Annotated in this window: 13 protein-coding genes; 12 read left to right on the forward strand and 1 reads right to left on the reverse strand. The window is 67.5% G+C overall.

Annotated elements, in window-relative coordinates; genetic code table 11:
* The first annotated feature begins 112 nt into the window (after nt 1-112).
* The 4 genes from AC1U7O_RS02215 (at nt 113) to AC1U7O_RS02230 (ending at nt 2,261) form a co-directional block, all read left to right on the forward strand.
* Nucleotides 113-439 (forward strand): hypothetical protein, encoded by a 327-nt coding sequence (locus tag AC1U7O_RS02215; protein WP_479892935.1) that lies wholly within the window; start codon nt 113-115, stop codon nt 437-439.
* A 637-nt stretch (nt 440-1,076) separates the two neighbouring features.
* Complete coding sequence (locus AC1U7O_RS02220; protein ID WP_479892936.1) at nt 1,077-1,421, forward strand: hypothetical protein; 345 nt, start codon at nt 1,077-1,079, stop codon at nt 1,419-1,421.
* Nucleotides 1,422-1,461: 40 nt separating this feature from the next.
* Nucleotides 1,462-1,941: a hypothetical protein gene (locus AC1U7O_RS02225; protein ID WP_479892937.1), complete on the forward strand. Its 480-nt coding sequence runs from the start codon at nt 1,462-1,464 to the stop codon at nt 1,939-1,941.
* 77 nt (nt 1,942-2,018) lie between these two features.
* A complete protein-coding gene (locus AC1U7O_RS02230; RefSeq protein ID WP_479892938.1) occupies nt 2,019-2,261 on the forward strand; it encodes a hypothetical protein in 243 nt (80 codons plus the stop codon).
* Between the two features lie 124 nt (nt 2,262-2,385).
* On the opposite strand, the gene AC1U7O_RS02235 is transcribed toward AC1U7O_RS02230, so the two are convergent.
* A complete protein-coding gene (locus tag AC1U7O_RS02235) occupies nt 2,386-3,003 on the reverse strand; it encodes a hypothetical protein (RefSeq protein WP_479892939.1) in 618 nt (205 codons plus the stop codon).
* Between the two features lie 538 nt (nt 3,004-3,541).
* On the opposite strand from AC1U7O_RS02235, the gene AC1U7O_RS02240 reads away from it, so the two are divergent.
* From AC1U7O_RS02240 to AC1U7O_RS02275, 8 genes are all read left to right on the forward strand, one after another.
* Entirely contained in the window at nt 3,542-4,630 is a 1,089-nt protein-coding gene (locus tag AC1U7O_RS02240) for a tetratricopeptide repeat protein (RefSeq protein ID WP_479892940.1), read from the forward strand.
* 19 nt (nt 4,631-4,649) lie between these two features.
* The gene (locus AC1U7O_RS02245; RefSeq protein WP_479892941.1) at nt 4,650-5,285 is read left to right on the forward strand and encodes a DsbA family protein; all 636 of its coding nucleotides are present in this window, start codon (nt 4,650-4,652) and stop codon (nt 5,283-5,285) included.
* Between the two features lie 420 nt (nt 5,286-5,705).
* Entirely contained in the window at nt 5,706-10,496 is a 4,791-nt protein-coding gene (locus AC1U7O_RS02250) for a multicopper oxidase domain-containing protein (protein ID WP_479892942.1), read from the forward strand.
* Nucleotides 10,497-10,706: 210 nt separating this feature from the next.
* Entirely contained in the window at nt 10,707-12,461 is a 1,755-nt protein-coding gene (locus tag AC1U7O_RS02255) for a plastocyanin/azurin family copper-binding protein (RefSeq protein WP_479892943.1), read from the forward strand.
* A 114-nt stretch (nt 12,462-12,575) separates the two neighbouring features.
* A complete protein-coding gene (locus tag AC1U7O_RS02260) occupies nt 12,576-13,643 on the forward strand; it encodes a cupredoxin domain-containing protein (RefSeq protein ID WP_479892944.1) in 1,068 nt (355 codons plus the stop codon).
* A 224-nt stretch (nt 13,644-13,867) separates the two neighbouring features.
* On the forward strand, nt 13,868-14,866 hold the full coding sequence (locus tag AC1U7O_RS02265; protein WP_479892945.1) for a peptidylprolyl isomerase: 999 nt from the start codon (nt 13,868-13,870) through the stop codon (nt 14,864-14,866).
* Between the two features lie 11 nt (nt 14,867-14,877).
* The gene (locus tag AC1U7O_RS02270) at nt 14,878-15,672 is read left to right on the forward strand and encodes a SurA N-terminal domain-containing protein (protein ID WP_479892946.1); all 795 of its coding nucleotides are present in this window, start codon (nt 14,878-14,880) and stop codon (nt 15,670-15,672) included.
* A complete protein-coding gene (locus tag AC1U7O_RS02275; protein WP_479892947.1) occupies nt 15,669-17,903 on the forward strand; it encodes a hypothetical protein in 2,235 nt (744 codons plus the stop codon). The genes AC1U7O_RS02270 and AC1U7O_RS02275 overlap by 4 nt, the downstream gene beginning before the upstream one ends.
* Nucleotides 17,904-17,926 lie beyond the last annotated feature (23 nt).

Here is a 17,926-nt window from a genome sequence, read left to right on the forward strand (position 1 = left end):
CAGCGGTGGGCAGCCATCGGTAGACCGGACCGGTGTGCCCCATGTACAGTGGTCCGAGTCGGGCTGCCATGGGGTTTCTTGCTGCCTTCGGAGTCGCCAGCCGGTCGAGAGGATGAAACGGACGCTGCCACTGATCATCGGCTTGGTGGCGGGGGCCTATCTGGGCCTCGCCGTCCTGGCCCTTGCGTGCTCGGCCGGCCACGGCGCGCCTTTCTCCGCCGGGCATAACCATCCGATCCCCGCCGGCCACTCGGCTCTCTGCGCCTGGGCCTGCCAGGCCAGTTCTGAGCCAGGACTGGCCCCATCGGTTCCGGAGGTCTCCTTCTCGTTGGTCGCCGTCGGGCTCCGCGTCGTCGCCTCCTGTCTCTTGTTCGCTCGCACCGTCGCCCGGCTTCGCTCCCGCGCCCCGCCGCTTCTCTTCGCCACCGCCTCGGTCTGAACAACGTCTCATCCTGCGCTCGTCGAGCAGGCCGCGCCCCTCGTGATCGCGAGCCGCGTTGTTGTCTCGCTCATTGCGGGCGGCAGTTCACCTCGGTGTGGCAGGTTAACCAACACGGGACCGTGCTGGTTCGGTACCGGTCTGGCGCCGAGGAGCCGGAGCAGTCGGCGGGTGCCGTCGAACGGGCGCTGGCGATGGGGTGGGGCTGCAAGGTCTGGGTGGATCGAGGGGGAGCTGACCGAGCCGTTGATGAAGGTCAAGGGAGTCAAGGGGGTGGACCTCAGGAGCCTCAAGGGGCATGCCTCGTCGACCACGACGGCAGGGTGAACGTTGACGCACTCCTCGGCGCGGTCAAGGGTGTGAAAGGGACGAAGATGGGGGTGGAGTGGTTCTGCACGGCCGAGCCCATGAAGTGATCAGGCGCTGTGGGGATCAACCGGGGAGAAGGCGGGAGGCGGTCTGCGAGGGATGTCGTGCACCGGCATGAGGAGTCCTTCGCGCTGCGGGCGTGCACGTGGAGGGACCTGGCGGCTCCGAGCGGCGAATCGGGACCCGGTAGGCTGGCCGGCCTGCCTCCCTTATCGGGTCCTGCGGGCGGCGGCCGATCGGCCGCCGCCCATCTAAGGAGAGACGAGGTATGCGAACCGTGGCCGTGTTGCTCATGCTGGTCGGCGTGCTCGTCCCCGTCCGTCCGACAGCGGCCGAGGACCAAGGGCTCGAACGACTTCTGCGGGCGCAGGTGTTCAACAAGGAGTTCGAGGGGTTTGCGCGGTATCACGTGGCGATCGAGGCCGACCGCCTGCAACCGGACGGCTCGCGCGAGGTGATCGCCGTCGCCAGCGGAATGTTCGGCGATCACCACCAGCGGGTGAAAGCGTTGATTCTGATCGTCGGCGAACAGGTTTGGGGAGGCCAGGTTCTGGAAAAGGACGGCCTCCCCCCGTGCAGTCCGTCGCCGCAGCCTCACACCCTCGGGTCGTGAGGACATCCCGTCATGTCGGTTATCACAAAGGAGGGTCGCTATGCGTCAGCACGTCGTGTCGGTCCTGCTCATACTGGGTCTCGTGGTCGTGGTCTCTTCGTCCGGCCGGGCCCACCAGGCCGGCGGGGTCGAGGTGGGGGACTTGGAGACAGGGTCGGTGGTCGGCCAACCGTTTTCCGAGTTGCCGGTGGATGCCGAGCTCTTCGCGACGGAGATCGGCGGCGTCAAGGTCTGGTATCCGCCCGTCACCATCCTGGACCTGAAAACGCGACCCGGTCGCCCGGTCGTGCTCAAGGTGACGAACAAGTCTGCTGTGGAGCGGGGGTTTTTCATGACCGCGGACGGCGCCTTTGAAGCGCCGACCGTGCTGCGGGCGCAGCTCGTTCTGAAACCGGGTGAGAGCAAGTACATCGGGGTTCCGATCAGCGACCTGCTCTACGCGACGTCGGGCAGCACCTTCGTCTACCGTGATCAGCTTCAGTCGGCGCAAGCCGGGGGCAAGCTCGTCATTATCCGCTGAGGCCGGCGTGTCTTCAGGAGCCCATCCCCCCAAGCCGGGCCTGGACCTCCGTCCGGCCGGTACGAAGGAGGACGCGCATGCTGGTGAGTCTGGGCAAACAGCTTCTGCACCTGTACGAGGGCGGCGGACCGAACGGCGTCGGCCTGGTGCGGATCTTCGACGAGGATCACGTGCGGGTCTTGACGAGGGACGGCAAGCTGTTTTCGATCACGAAGAACGGCGAGACGGTCTCCGTCGTGATGGTCAGCCGGCGCGACGCCGCCGTTGAGCGCGAGGAGGACTCGGTTTGCGAGGAACTGCTCGCCCTGGGGGGACGGTGATCTCCTCGTGGACCGGCGTGGCGCCTCCCTGCGCCCGGTTCCGCGCCAGGCCCGCCCGGCGGACGTCCGCCGGGCGGGCCTGCGGTGGAACGCCGTCCCTCCTCCGCCGGGCCGGTCCCCCTCCTTATTTGAACTCGTTCACGCCGTCATTGTCCTCGTAGCCGGTCTTATCGCGCCCGCCTTTGTCCTTGTGTCCGAGTGGGAACGGCTGGGGGTCGCCCACGCAGCCAAACCCGTGCCCGGGCGTCAGCGAGCCGTGGCCGCAGACGAACGTTTCATCAACGGTGATGGGGCCGGCGAGGGGCTGGCTGGCGTCGGCGATCGTACCGGTCAGGCGGAAGGCGTAGGGGCCGTCCACGGTGGGTCGGAAGTGGCCCTGGTAGCGATTGAGGGTGCCGAAGGCCTTCTTGAGCCCTCCGAGCAGGGGGGCCGCCTGCACGATGTTGGAGTGGAACGCGTCCTCGTCCCGGAGCTGGACCTCGACCTGGACGTCGAACACGTCGCCGGCATCCGTGTTAATCGGCTTGCCGTCCGAGGTCCGGGACACGATCACGTCCGGGCCGTTGACCGCGTCCTCGAACGCCGGTTCGACCTTGAACCCCACGATCAGGCGGTATTCCTGGTTCGGGCCGACCAGCCTAGTTTCATGCGGGAACGCGAACGCGGTCCCGGCGCTTCCCAACAGTCCGACAGCTAGCGCTCCTCCGACGATGATGCCTGTGGCACGGTTCGAGGGTATCATGGCGAACTCCTAGGGTTATAGTGAATGGGCCATAGGACATGACCCCGAGCGGTCACGCGCGGAACGGGAGCGCAGGAGGCGGGCCGCGGGAGAGGTGGGGTGGAGGCGGTGGGGTTCCATGCCAAGACAGCACCGGGCGGTCCGGAGCCGCGCTGAAGCCCGACCGGCCGTCCGGCGAGGCTGGGGCGGTTGTCTCCGCCTGCCCCGCTGCGCAGAGCCAGGCGCAAGCGGCGATGGTGTGGGCCGCCGCCTGGTGGTGCGCATGCCGGGCGGCGTGGGCGGCCGTCTGGGCCGCCATCGGCCCGCTCGCCAGCAAGCCACCGGCGGCCAGACCGGCAGCCAGGTATCGGGTGAGTCCGTGGCGCATCGGCGCCGGACTCTGCCAGGAATGCGGCTGCCCGTCATGTCCCGCAATGGGGCGGAGCGGATATGGCAGCCACGGATGCTACAGGCCGCCGCGGCTCGGCGTTGATTTCCCACCAGGCTGCGTTTATAGTCGCCACTCAGCGCCGGGCGGCGGTCGGAGGAGAGGCGGTTGGTGGACAGCGTCGGAGCCAGGAGCCTGTGCCGGCTGAGCGCCGGACTGTCGATCCTCCTGGCCTGCGTCGCGGCCTGGGCCGCCGCGCCCGAAGGCCAGGCCGGCCCCGCCGCTCGTCACTACCAGCAGGCGGTTACGCTGTACCAGCAACGGGACTATGAGGGCGCCGCCGAGGCCCTCAAGAAGGCCATCGCCCTCCAGCCCCAGTTCGCGGAGGCCCACCACCTGCTGGGTCTCGTGTACTTCAACGGAAAGAAGCAGCCCCGGGCGGCGGTGGAGGAGATCCAGAAGGCGCTACAGGTCAATCCCCGACTGCCGCGAGCCTCCTACGACCTGGCGCTGGTCTACCAGACCCAGGGCAGGACGGCCGAGGCGGAGCAGGCGTTGCTCCGGGCGATCCAGCTCGAACCGCGCGACGAGGAGGCGCGGCTGGCCCTGGCCCGGCTCTACGAACAGGATCGGGCCGTGGACAAGGCCGTCCAGGCTTACCGGGACCTGCTCACAGTCAGACCGGACCACCAGGCCGCCCTCTACAGCCTGGGCTACCTCCTCGACAGCCGCGGCGACCACCAACAGGCGGCCGACCTGCTGACCAAGCTGCTGCGGGTCCATGCGGGCGATGCGGAGGCCTGGTACCTCCTGGGGAGGATTGCGGAGCACGGGAACGATCTGGAGCGGGCCGCCGAGGCCTATCGGCAGGCGGTCGCGGCCAAGCCGGACTTGGTGGACGCCCATTACAACCTCGGCTTCATCTATAGGAGCCAGGGCAAATCCTCGGAGGCGGTGGAACAATTCCGCGAGGTCGTACGGCTGAGGCCGGAATATGCGGAAGCGCACCTGAACCTCGGGGCCGCCTACGTGAGCCTCAACAAGCTGGACCAGGCGGAGGAGGCCTACCGGCGGGCGATCGCCCTCAAGCCCGATTTCGCCGAGGCCCACTACAACCTGGGCGTGCTGTACGAGCTGCATTTGAAGGAGCCGGGGAAGGCGCTCGTCTCCTACCGCCGCTACCTGGAGTTGGGGGGGAAGGACGAGCGGGTTGAACGGATCGTCCGGCAGGGCGGCAAGGAGCCGCCCCGCCTCCGTTGAACGACATCACGGAGCGATCATGGAGCGACATCGCATTGAAGGCCGGTGGGCGGCGATCGCGGCGGCGGTGCTGGCGCTGGCGTGGGCCGGCGCGGCCGGCGCGGCCGAGCTAAAGGGGAAGTACGTCGAGCTCAAGGAACCCTCGACCCACGTGCCCGGCAAGGTCAAGATGACCGAGTTCGCCGACTTCTATTGCCCGCATTGCCACCTCTTCGAGCAGGTCGCGGTGCCGGAGCTCAAGAAGGAATTCGGCGACCGTCTGGAGATCACCATGGTCGGATTCCCCGTGATCCGCGGGAAGCTTCCCACCGCCTTCGAGATGTACGAGCAGGCGCGGGCGATGGGAAAGGGCCCCGAGATGAAGCAGGCTCTGTTCCGCACGATCCACAAGGATCGGCTCGAGATGCTCGACGGCGTGCTGCGGGCCGCGCTGGCGAGGGAGGTGGGCTTGGACCCGGCGGCCTTCGAAGCCGGTCTGGCCAGCGGCAAGCCGGCCAAGGCGGTGCAGGAGGGCAAGAAGCTGGGCGAGCGGATGAAAGTCGAATCCACCCCGACCATCGTCCTCGACGGCCACATCAAGGTCGAGCCGCTCGACATGGAAAACCTCAAGACCATCATCAGAAGCATCCTCGCCTCGGACGCCAAGCGCAACTGAGCGGGCGGCCGCCCCCTCCCCATAAGCGGGGCGTGCTGTCGTGCGCTCCGCCCGTCATTCCCCTGCACCCGCCGCACGGATTGTCTTCCGTGCGGACGCTCCGGCCCGACGCCCGTCGCCGCTCCAGGTCCACCGAATCGGCGTTCTCGTCCAGCACTGACCCGCCGAAGCCATCTCCGGCGTTGTCCGGCGATGCCATTACAAGACATCGGGAATCCCCGACGGTCATGCGGGACCTTCCTTTCCCCAGCAGGTGGGGAGCCGTTCCGTTGCAACGTATTTGGTGAATTGTCTCTCGGTTCCTCCGCGTCTAGGCTGGGCCCCATGACTGTCCCGGCGACCGGGAAGGGAAGTAGGTATTTATTCGCGATAACCGTTGATGGGGCGGGGAAGAGTCCGAAAGACCAGAGGGGGGTGGCGATGAAGCGCAGCGTGCAGAAGGACGGGTTCAGGGGACCGGAGAACGGGCGGGGGCGAGGGGTGGCTGCGGCCGCGGCGGGCTTGTCGGCTCTGGTGTTGCTGTCGGTCGGCGGGTGGGGCGGCGCGGCCGCCGCAGAGGACGCTCATCGGCACGGGATCCACGACGCGCAGGTCGGCGCCGGCCAATCGCCTCAGACGGCCGATGCGGGGCCGATCCTCCACGAGCGACTGCAAGAGAAGCTGCGCCAGGACTATCCGGCCGCGCCCTTCGCCTCCAGCGCCATGGGGCATCAGATGTCGGAGGGCGTGCCCATGCAGGGAGGGATGGGCGGCCATGGGATGGTGTCCCTCTACCCCCGCGATCCCTCCGTCGAGACGGTGTCGCTCCTCGGAGGCGCCTGCCCGCCCGGCGCCCAGTCGCGCACCTATAACATCTCAGCCATCAACATCGAGATCACGCTGAACCGCTTCCTGGACTTCGACCCGCTGGGCCGGATGTACGTGCTCACGGAGAACATCGTCAAGGCCCGGCAGGAGGAACAGCAGAACCGGGACGCCCGCGCCAACCTCGCCCAGCCCGCCGTCTCCATCGGACAGCAGGGCGACATCATCACCCCGCTCGCGATTCGCGTGAACCAGGGGGAGTGCCTTACCCTCAACTTCACCAACAACATGAGCAACGGCGAGTCGGCGAGCATTCACCTCCACAACTCCAGCATGATCGTCGTCGGGCCGAACGTCCCGGCCATCGCCTCGAACCCGGCCAGCATCGCGCCGCCGGGCGGGTCGGTCACCTACCAGTGGTACGTCAAGCCGGACACGCAGGAGGGCACCTACTACTTCCACAGCCACGGCAACATGCGCGAGCAGGTGTCGCACGGCCTGTTCGGCGCCGTGATCGTGGAGAAGGCCGGCTCCGTCCACCTCGATCCCCTGACCGGCCAGCCGATCAAGAGCGGCTGGCTGGCCACGATCCAGCCGCCCGGCGGGCAGGCCTTCCGCGAGTTCGTGATCTTCTACCACGAGGTCGGAACCGACGATTTCGTCCATCGCACCAAGACCAACCAGCCCGTGGTCATGCAGGACTTCATCACGACGGCCTACCGGCCGGGCGGCCGCGCCTTGAACTACCGGGCCGAGCCCTTCCGCAATCGCCTGTTGCTGATCAATCAGCAGCACGGGTTCTTCGATGAGTCCGAGTCTTACGGCTCCTACACCAACGGCGATCCGCCGACGCCGATCCCACGGTCGTACCTGGGCGATCCCGTGAAGTGGCGACTGGTGCACGGCGGCTCCGAGGTCTGGCACGTCCACCACCTCCACGGCGGGTCGATCCGCTGGAAGCGGCAATCCGCGACCGGCGATACCCGTTTCGATGTCGGTCTGAGCAAGTTCCCGCCCATGACCCCCGACGCGCCGGAGCCGGGGCGTCCCGCGCCGAGCTTCTCGGACTTCGTCGACGCCCAGGCGATCGGCCCCTCCGAGACCTACGACGAGGAAAACGAATGCGGGAGCGGCGGCTGCCAGCAGGTCGCCGGGGACCTCCTGTGGCACTGCCACGTCGCTCACCACTACCTCGGCGGGATGTGGTCGTTCTGGCGCGTGTACAACACGCTGCAGAACGGGCCGTCCTCCACGGACACGATGCCGCCGCTGCAGGAGCTGCCGGGCCGCGCGGGGAACATGAAGCCTGGCGTCAACTCCAGCGCGCTGATCGGCAAGACCGTCGACTGGTTCTCGACCAAGACGGAGGGCGGCATCAGCGGAACCCAGTACAAGATCGTCAGTGGCCCGACCAACCTGTCCGCCTCTCCGCCGGAGTTCAACATCGCCGACTGGGTCGAGATGCAGCTCCCGCCGCAGGGGAAGCCGGGGAATGCGGCGACCGAGGCGGGACAGATCCAGGCCTACGACGCGACGGTCTTGGACTGGATGAGGGTGGGGAATGTGTATCTGAACGAGCCTGAAACCAGCCAGACCTGGGTCAACTATGCCCCGCAGAGCCCGGGAGCCCGGTTCCCGATCCTGTTCGACCCGACGACGGGCAAGGTGGCGTACCCCTGGCTGCGCCCGCACCTGGGCAAGCGCCCCCCCTTTGCGCCCAACCACGGCCCCGCCCCGTTCCTGGAGCCGATCCACCTGAACCCGGACGGGACGCGCAGCACCGAGCCGGCGAGACCGGGGGAAAACGGCCTCTGGAGCCTCTGTCCGGGGTCGAGTCCCGAAAACCCGGCCGGCACTCCGGTCAAGTTCTACAGCATCCACATGGTGCCGACGACGATCCCGCTCAATGCCGGCAACGGGCTGGTTGACCCGGACGGCAAGCTGTTCGTGCTCCATGAGGAGCGGGCGGCGATGCTCGCGGATGATTCGCGAAAAGTCCCCTTGGCCATTCGCGCGAACGCGCGGGACTGCGTGGACGTCGTGTACAAGAGCGAGCTCGAGGACAGCGCCGAGAATTTCTTCTTGAGCAAGACGAACCTGCACATCCACTTCGTCCAGTTCGACAACCAGGGCACGGACGGGGTGACCTCGGGGATGAACTACGAAGGGGCCATCCGGCCCTTCACGATCCTCGGCCAGTCCGGGTTGCAGCAGCCGATGAACACGACGCTGGCGGCCTCCGCGTCCTCGGGGACCATGAGCCTCTCCGTCGCGGATGCCAGCCGGTTCCATCCCAACACGGAGATCGGGATCGGGATGGAGCAGCCCGGCACCTTTGAGGTGAAGCGGATCGCCTCCATCGTCGGCAACACGATCAATCTCACCAAGCCGCTGAGCAATTCCCACGGTGCCGGAGAATTCGTCAGCGTGGAGTTCGTGCGGTCCCGCTGGTACGCCGACGCCCAATTCGGGGCGACCTATTTCCACGACCACACGAACGGCATCGTCGGATGGAAGCACGGCCAGTTCGGCGTCCTGGTCGTGGAGCCGCACGACTCCACCTACCACGACCCGGCCACCGGCGCGCCGATCCGGAGCGGGATCGTGGCGGACATCCACACCGACGAACGGCTGACGACGGACGTCACCGGCTCGTTCCGCGAGCTGGTGATGTTGATGCAGGACGACAACCCGACCACCAAGGTCAACCGGTTCGGGGCGGCGGCCGGCAGCTCCTTCAACCTTCGGGTGGAACCCTTGAATCCCCGGTTCGCCCTCGCCGATCCCTCCCGGGCCTTCAGCAGCCTGATCCACGGCGACCCGGAGACCCACCTGCTCAAGGCTTACGTGGGCGATCCGTTGGTGATCCGGGCGCACCAGACGGGGGCGCACGAAACCCATACCTTCCACCTGGACGGCCATTGGTTCCGGGGCGAGCGCTTCAGTCCTCTCTCCACGCCGAGGAATACGCAGCACATCGGCATCGCCGAGCGGTACGACCTCGTCGTGCCGGCGGCAGGAGGCCCACAACAAAAGCCGGGCGACTATCTCTTCTACAACGGCCGGAAGTCCAAGCTTCGGGAGGGAAGTTGGGGCATCCTGAGGGTCTTCGGTCAGTCCAGCGGTGAACTCCAACCGCTGCCGGGGCGGACAATCCCGACCATCCCGCCGGGCACCTGCGCCCCGACCGCGCCGTTCAAGTCTTTCAGCGTGGTCGCCATCGACAAGAGCCTGGACTTTGGCAACGGGACGACCATTTCCGGACGGGTCTATGTGCTGGCGGAGGACAAGGCGGCCGTCCTGGCCGGGACCCTGCAACCGCAACCCTTGGTCCTGCACGTCAATGTCGGAGACTGCGTGAACGTCACGCTGAAGAACGAGATGGCGTCGGGCCGGGTGTCCTTCCACATGGACAAGATGGCCTTCAATCCCGCCGATTCCTACGGCGGGAACGTGGGGAACAATCCCCTCGATCAGACGGCGGGCCCGGGCGAGTCGCGGACCTACACCTTCTATGCCCACCCGCAATTCGGGGAGGGAGGCTCCTTCCTCCGTGATCTCGGCCATCCCTTGGACAACCCGAGGAACGGGCTGTTCGGGGCGATCATCATCGGTCCGGCCGGGGCCCAGTATTTCGACCCGGTCACGGGGCAGGATGTGTCCAAGAAGAGCCGTGTGGCCGTGGACGTCGTGCGGCCCGCGCTGACGATCGGCAGCCCGGTCCAGATCGGCAACACCTTCTGTCAGGTGCAAGCCCTCCTCAATACCACGCCGCTGGCGTCGCTCGCGCAGTTGTTCTGCACGACGCCGGACCGGAACGCGATGACGGTCACGGTGCCGATTTTCAATCGGTACAGGGACTACGCGCTGTTCTTCCAGGACGAGGCGGAAAACATCGGGAACTTCGCCATCCCCTACGTGCGGAACGTGGCGGGGTTGACGGGGGTCAATTACAAGGCCGCCGCGCTGTCTCAGCGCCAGGCGTTCGGGCCGGAGGACGCCTTCCGTGCGGACCTCTTCGGCGATCCGCCGACCCCGGTCCTGCAGGCCTTCGTCGGGGATCCGGTCGTCTTCCACGTCTTCGGGGCCTCGAACGAGCAGAACCAGGTGTTCAGCATCGAAAACCACGAATGGCCGCTGGAGCGGTTCATGCCGGGCGCGGACCTCCTGTCGTCCCATCAATTCGGAGGAGAGGAGGTCATCGATGCCCATCTGAAGGATGGGGCGGGCGGGTCGGCGGGGCTCGCCGGAAACTACCTCTGGCTCAACCACCGGCAGCCCTACATGGAGGCGGGGCAGTGGGGGTATTTCCGGGTCTGTGACGCCGTGGCCCTGCCGGGAAGCCCGACCTGCACCGTGAGGCCGCTCGCGATCCAGGGAGTGGTGCCGCCGCTCCCCGGGCTGTGAGGGCCCTTCGCGGTCGGTCCGCCATGCGGGGCGACGGTACTGATGAAGACCGCCGTCGCTCCGAGAACGGTGAGGAAACACTCAGAGGGGGCCAATCGAGTCTGAGAAAGGAGGTGAGAGGTCACCCGCCGGTGACCGAAGAGGCGACCGAGTTCGTTGGCAAGTTCGTATCAGCGGCATCACCAAGCCTATCTGAACGAGGAGGCGAACATGAGTGCAGGGACCAATCTGTGGAAGCGTGCGCTGTCCGGGCTCCTGGGCGTGGCCCTGGTGGCCGGGACGGCCGCGGTTTCCGACGCGCAGTTGCTCAGCAACCGGACCTTCCCGGTCAACATCACCAACGACAGCCCGTGGTTTACGCCCACGCGGATTTCGGTGGTGATCGGCGACACGGTCAAGTGGACCAACCGGTCGCAGGGGACGCACACGATCACGAGCCTGATGCAGGCCGTACCCCAGGCGACGAGCATCGATACTGCCTCTCGTAACGCCGGCGTGACCATCGGCGGGGCCTTCGACCGCCGGGCCTGCACGCCTGGCTGTACCTTCAGCGTGACCTTCAACAACCCGGGGACCTTCCCCTACATTTGTTTCATCCACCCGTACATGGCGGGCAACATCACCGTGACGTTGCCCGGCGTGACGGTGGCGGCGGGTCCGGTGCCCGACATCATCCAGGGGCCGAACACGCCGAACGTCGGCCTCCCCAGCACGAACGGCTTCCCGCCGGGCGTGGGTGAGGTCTGCATCACGGGCGACTTCGAGAAGCCGTCGGCGTCCCTGCCGGGCGGCGTCGTGCACTGCATCGACGCCCGGAGCTTTACCGACCTGTCGCTCGCGGCGTTCGACGTGAACCCCAGCGCGTCCGTCCGGACCCTCGGCGTGGCCGACACGACGACGCCCGGCCTGGTCGGCCGGCAGATCGGCGGCCGGTTCGAGGGCATCGACAACGCCCATAACATCTGGTACAGCCGCGACGGCCGGAAGATGTTCGTGACCGAGTGGCACGGCAGCAACTTCTGGACGTTCGATCGGATGACCAACTCGTTCCTGTCCGTGACGCCGGTCTTCTCCGGCGCGGACGTGACGCACGTGATGACCACGCTGCCGGCCGAGTCGGTCGGCGTCCTCACCCTCGAGGGTGGCATGGCCGGCAACCTGGGCATCTTCGACCCGGCGACCAGCGCGATGGTCGGCCTGCACAGCTTCGGGCCGATCCACCATCCGCACGGCCCGTGGATCTCCTGCACGGGCGGCGGGCTCGGCGGCGGGATCATGATCGAGCCCTTCCCCATGTCGAACTTCATCGGCTTCACGACCCTGCCGGGCGCTCCGACCGCGTCGGGCGTGATGGCGATGACGGACGTGATCACGGCGTCGCCCGGCGTCTATCCGGTGGCCACGGGGGCGCTCTCCGACTGCACGAAGTCCTATACCTCGAACGCGGTGTCCGGCACGATCACGGTCAACAACGTGATCAGCGGCGAGGTGGTGCACGTGATCGACCTGCCGGCCTGCGCCCAGTGCACCCTGATGGGCCTGCCGGCTCCGCACACGAGCGTGCCGATCCAGATCCCGAACAGCCCGGATAACAAGTACATCATCGTGGCCATGGGCAAGGCCGCCCAGGTCGCGATCATCGACGCCGTGACCGACTCGGTGATCAACGTGGTGGACTGCGGCAGCGGCTGCCACGGGGCCAACATGGGCGCCAAGAAGGGCGGCGGGTTCTACGGCTGGGTGTCCATGCAGTACCAGGACAAGGTGACGATCGTGGACATGGACAGCCTCGTGAAGGCCGGCGACGTGCCGGTCAACGTGCGCAGCATCCTGTCGCTGCAGGGTCTGACGCCGCTCGGGCTGCCGACGGCGATGGGCGTGGCCGAGGGTCACTGGGGCGGCATGGGCGTGGGCCCCTTCCCGCTGCCTCCGCCGTGGCACCTGGGCATCAACGTCATCAACTAAGCCGACGGATGAACGCTTCCGGGGGCTTGGCCTGACGTCGATCTCAAAGCCAGGGGGGGGCCCCTACGGCCCCCCCTGGTCCCTTTGAAGGTTCTGTGAAGGAGGAGGTGTACCGTGATACGTTTGAAAGCCCTAGCCCTCATGGCGGCCACCGGGCTGGTGGGGGGGATGGTGCTTATGAGTCCGGGGATCGTCCAAGCGGCGACCCTGACGGTCAACATCTACGGGGTGCAGGGAGACGACGGCGGGGGCAACCCGAATCCCTCCTGTACGGGGTCGGCCTCGTGCGCCTTCGCCCCCAATCCAGCCAGCATCGCCGTGGGCGACTCGATCCTGTTCGACAACGTCGGGGCGCTGAACCATACGGCGACCGGCAGCCTGGACAACTTCCAGCCCCTCAACGTGGTCCAGCAGCCGGGCGGTGGGAGCCAAAGCTGCTCGTCGGCCCCGAACTGTTTTTCCACCGGCAGCTTGACTCCGGGGCAGACCAGGACGATCGGCCCCTTCAACGCCGCCAACACCCAGGACTACTACTGCGAGGTCCATGGTCCTGACCTGATGCGCGGTACCCTGACTGTGGCCGGTGGCGGCACGACGACGACCACGACCACCACGACGACGACCACGACCGGCGGCACGACGACGACCACGACCGGCGCCACGACCACGACGACCGCCCCGACGACGACTACCACGGCGGCGACCACGACGACGACGGCGGCGACGACCACGACGACCACGACGACCGCCCCGACGACGACTACCACGGCGGCGACCACGACGACGACGGCGGCGACGACCACGACGACCGCCCCGACGACCACCACCACGGCGGCCACCACGACGACGACGACGGCCGGCGGCTGCACGACCCACGACATTGTGGTGCAGTTGCCTGCCAGCCAGGGCGCGTTGATCATCGGGCGCATCGCCAACGTGTCCGTGATCGTGACCAACGCCGGGAATTGCAGCGAAAATGCTCGAATCTCCTTGAGTGGCACGATCAACTACAGTGACGTGCAGAACACCTCGGTGTCGGTCGGACAGACCAAGACCGTGGTCTTCCAGTACCCGGTGCCGGTGAGGCTTGAAGTCACCCTGACGGCCAACGGCCCGCTGGCCGGGGACGTGACGCCGGCCAACAACTCCGACACCAAGACCTACCCGACCCAGGTCCTCTAAACGGACCGGGTGACGGACAAGCCGGGGAGGGCTCGTTCGAGCCTTCCCCGGTCCCTTCCGAGCCGCGGTTTCCTTCACCGAGTCGCGCGTGGGGCGGCACAGGCCTCCGCCGCTGCAGTCCTCCCTCACAGAGGGGATACTCGGATACAGGGTTTTGCGTTACTGTGACGTTGTCGTTGGTTGCCTCGTTGAGTCTCCGATCGAGGTCTGGAAAGGGATGGGCGATGAAGCGTCTCCGGTCGTGCTTTCCTGCAACTCCGCTCTTCTTCGCGTTGGCCGTCGCCCAGGTGGCCGCCGCCCCCCCCCAGGCCGAATCCCCGGCTGAATCCGACGACGCGCAGATCGTGGCGCGAGTCAACGACATCCCCATCACCAAGGGCCAGGTGCGCCAGAGGGTGCAGATCTATGAGATCGCCCACCCGGGTCTGGCGCCGGGCGAGGCCAGGACCAGGCGGGCCGGGGTCGCCGTCCAAGTGCTCGTCCAGGGCGTCCTCGAGGAATTGCTGGCGAAGGAGATGGGATTGACGGTGACGGAGGCGGAGGTCGAGGCCAAGTATGCCTCCATGAAGGGCAAGCAGGACGAGCGCACCTTTGCGACCATGCTGAAATTCCAGGGCAATGACCCGGAGAATCTTCGCGGGGACCTCCGCCGCGCCCTCGTCAACGAGAAGCTGATGAAAAAGCTCAGTGACGCAATCGTGGTGACGGAGAGCGATCTCAAGGCCCGGTTCGAGCAGGACAAGCGCACCATGTTTCCCGAGCAGGTCAAGGCGCGCCAGATCATCGTGCTCACCGAAGACCTTGCCCGGCAACTCCACAAGCAGATCAAGGAAGGGGCGGACTTTGCCGAGCTGGCCCGGAGCACATCCACCGAGCGGAGCAGCAAGGACAACGGCGGCGACCTGGGGTGGGTGCTCAGGGGCACCGGCCACTACCCCCCCTGGGACGACATCGTCTTTAAAATGAAGCCGGGGGAGGTCAGCCAGCCCTTCGAGACCGTTCACGGTTGGCACATCGTGAAGGTCGAGGGGTATCGTCCGGTCGGATGGGGCAAGCTGGAGGACAAGAGAGATCTGATGACCGGCGTCATCAGAAAGCAGAGGGCCTACGCCGAACTGCAGCGGCGCGTGGAGGACCTGAAGAAACGGGTCAAGCTCTGGGTGGCGGACCGGATCGAATTGGATGCGCCGACGGCCGCCATGAACCAACCCAAGGCGAAGTGAAAAGGATCTCCATGGCCTTTCCGTGGCGCCAGGCCGTCGTGGTGGCGGGACTGTTGCTGGTCCCCGCGGCCCATGCCTCCGCGGAGCACCCCCTCTCCGCCGTCTCGTCTCTGCCTCCCTCGTCGCTCTCCGGCCGCGTCCCCACGCTGGTCGCGCGCGTCAACGGAGCGCCGATCACGCGCGACCTCCTCTTGGAGCGGCTGGACCATTACCTGGTGATGCTCGGCCCCGGCCCCGCAGGCGGGGAGGCGCCGCGGCCCGACGTCGGTGCGGCGGCGGAGGGGCAGCTCTCGGCCGACCGGGAGCGCGAACTCCTCGGCTATATCCTCAGACAGCTCATCCTGGAACAGTTGAAGACCCAGGAGGCAGCGCGCCTGGGGATCGTGGTGTCGCGCGAGTTGCTGGAGGCCAACGCGGCGGGGATCGAGCGACAGGCCGGCTCTCGGGAGGCGTTCGAAGAGCAGCTCAGGCAAGGGCACACGACGCCCGAGCGATGGCGGATGCACCTCCAGCAGACCCTCCTGCTCCAGGCAGTGGAGGCCCGGCGCAGGAACGCCATCCCGGTCACCGACGAGGACGTTCGACGGTACTGGGAGAAGAACCGAGCCGCCCTCTCGGCGTACTTCCACGCCGATCGGCTCGCGGCCATCGAGGGCGAGCTGCGGGAGATGCTCAAGGATGCCCGGTGGCCGGAGGCCCAGGAAGCCTGGGAGGACGACCTGGCCGGGCACGCCACGGTCTGGATCGATCCCCTGGTCCGGATGGAGTTGTGGGGAGCGACCGGCCATTGGAGACGGACACCGTGAGAGCGGGAGTCGGCGGCTTCCTCGTGTTGGCGCTGATCGTCCTGACGGCCTCGATCGGGAGGACGGAGGGGGCGGCCGAGGTCGCCCCGGCTCCGGTGACGCAACTGACCTCCGTGGACGGCGACTGCTCCTTCCTGAGCCCGCAGCTCTCGGGGAACGGCGAGTGGGTGGCCGCGGTATCGGTCTGTCCCACGGCGGACGGCATGGGCCAGCATCACCAGATCGTGCGGATCGAGCGTTCGTCGCGCCAGGTACAGGTGCTGACTCCGCCGGGGGGGCAATCCCTCTTCCCCGGCCTCAGTGCCGACGGTCGCCGCCTGGTGTTCATCAGCAACGCGGACCTCACGCCGCCCCACAACGCCGCCGGCCTGGATCAGGTGTTCCTCTTCGACGCCTCGTCGGGGCGGTACATCCAGATCACCCGCATCCAGGCCTCCGCGATCCACCGCACGGTGGATCACCCGCGGCTCTCGGGGGACGGGGAGACGGTCGTCTTCGTGTCGAACGCGGACCTGGTCACGGGAGAGAACACGGACGGCAACCTGGAGCTCTTTTTGTACGAAGTGGAACCGGGCGTGCTTTCGCAGGTGACGCACACGGCGCCGCCCGCCAGGCACCAGTGGCCCGTCCTCAGCCGCGACGGCGACACCCTCGCCTTCTTGGGGGTCCACCCTCCGTTCAAGCGGCCGTACACGGGCCTCTATGTCTGGACGCGCAAGACCCGGGAGGTGCGGCGCGTGTCGGAAATGCCGGCCGCCGACAGCGGCGCCTACACCCAGTTGGTCATGGCCGACCAGGGGCGACGGGTGGCCTTCGCCGCACGCTTCGACCTCCTGGGGGAGAATCCCGATCGCAACACGGAACTCTTCATTCTCGACCTGGACACGGCCATCGCGCGCCAGTTGACCCACACCCTGGGTTGCTCCAGCGCTCACCCGTGGCTGGCCCCGGACGGGATGCGGCTCCTGTTCGTCTCGAATTGCCGATTCGGGGACGTGAACCCCGGGCGGCACAGCAATCTCTTCGCGATGCGCGTGGACACGAAGGCGATCGTGCGTCTGACCGACAGCGGCCTGGAGGCCGCGGTCGAGGTGCCGGTCGCGGACCAGGCGGGCCGCGTGGCGGCCCTCTCCATCGGCGCCGAGCTGCGGGGGATGGTGAATCCCAAACGGCTCTTGCAGATCGCCTTGGTCAACCTTCCGCCCGCAGAGCCCGTCGCGGACCGGCCTCCGGCCTTCGTCGCGGCCGACGAGCTGTCGGCCGTGATCATCAGCCGGCACGAGGAGGACGTCCTGTACCTGGCGAGTCGGCGGGCCGGCGTGCTGAAGAGTTATGACGCCGGACGCCAGTGGAGGCTGATGGCCTTCGGGCTCGACAGCGAGGCGGTGACCTGCCTGGTCGAGCATCCGAACCGGGCAGGCCTCCTCTTTGCGGGTACCGCCGAGGCCGGGCTCTTCCGGACGGAGAACAGCGGCGGCCTTTGGCTGCCGATCAACCAGGGGCTCGGCGACCTGCGGATCCTGAGCCTCGCCGTTGATCCGGTCTATCCCGACGTGCTCTATGCCCACACCCCCTCGGGACTCTACTGGAGCCTGGATCAGGGCGGTCAGTGGCGACCCTTGGGCCAGCCGGGTCCGCGCGCGGGTCAGGCCTCCAGTGCGCGGCCCGTGAGCCTGGCCGATGCCGCGGAGGGGCGGCGCGGCGGCTCCGCGACGTTGATTCCCCTCCCAGGCTCAAGGGGAAGGGTCGCCCACCTGGCGGAATCCGGGCTCTTCCTCATTGAGGGGGACGAGGGGGAGGGATGGGCTCCGGTGGACACCCCCGCCCCGGCCCGGTGGGTGGCCGTCTCTCCGGCCGGTACCTGGTTCATGGGGACCGGGGAGCGGGTGTACCGAGCGGACCATCCCGAGCGTGGCTGGGAGCCCGCAACCGGCCTGCCGCCGAGCCTGCCGGGTCCGCCGGTCTTCGGACCGGGGGGGCAGGTCTATGCCGCGGCACAGGGTGTCGTGTACCGGAGCGACGACCGCGGCGCGACCTGGGCCCCGCTGGTCGCCCTCGCCGGAGTGGCGCGACTGCTCGGCCGTGAGGCGGCCTCCGGCCTCGTAGTCGCGGCCCTGGACGACGGGGGGCTGATCCTCTCGCGAAACGGCGGCTCCGACTGGGTTCCTCTGCGGATCCCCGCGCCCTCGCCGGAGGGGATCCAGGCAGTCCTGTTCAAAACGACTCCGTAGCGAGCGCAGCCTTCACCTCCCCC

It is taken from the genome of Candidatus Nitrospira neuquenensis (assembly GCF_979578155.1).

Bases quoted from the DNA above. Each gene is read 5' to 3' on its own strand.
- AC1U7O_RS02220 (WP_479892936.1), top strand. From the start codon at position 1,077: ATGCGAACCGTGGCCGTGTTGCTCATGCTGGTCGGCGTGCTCGTCCCC.
- AC1U7O_RS02215 (WP_479892935.1), top strand. From the start codon at position 113: ATGAAACGGACGCTGCCACTGATCATCGGCTTGGTGGCGGGGGCCTAT.
- AC1U7O_RS02270 (WP_479892946.1), top strand. From the start codon at position 14,878: ATGGCCTTTCCGTGGCGCCAGGCCGTCGTGGTGGCGGGACTGTTGCTG.
- AC1U7O_RS02235 (WP_479892939.1), bottom strand. From the start codon at position 3,003: ATGATACCCTCGAACCGTGCCACAGGCATCATCGTCGGAGGAGCGCTA.
- AC1U7O_RS02230 (WP_479892938.1), top strand. From the start codon at position 2,019: ATGCTGGTGAGTCTGGGCAAACAGCTTCTGCACCTGTACGAGGGCGGC.
- AC1U7O_RS02225 (WP_479892937.1), top strand. From the start codon at position 1,462: ATGCGTCAGCACGTCGTGTCGGTCCTGCTCATACTGGGTCTCGTGGTC.
- AC1U7O_RS02245 (WP_479892941.1), top strand. From the start codon at position 4,650: ATGGAGCGACATCGCATTGAAGGCCGGTGGGCGGCGATCGCGGCGGCG.
- AC1U7O_RS02255 (WP_479892943.1), top strand. From the start codon at position 10,707: ATGAGTGCAGGGACCAATCTGTGGAAGCGTGCGCTGTCCGGGCTCCTG.
- AC1U7O_RS02250 (WP_479892942.1), top strand. From the start codon at position 5,706: ATGAAGCGCAGCGTGCAGAAGGACGGGTTCAGGGGACCGGAGAACGGG.
- AC1U7O_RS02265 (WP_479892945.1), top strand. From the start codon at position 13,868: ATGAAGCGTCTCCGGTCGTGCTTTCCTGCAACTCCGCTCTTCTTCGCG.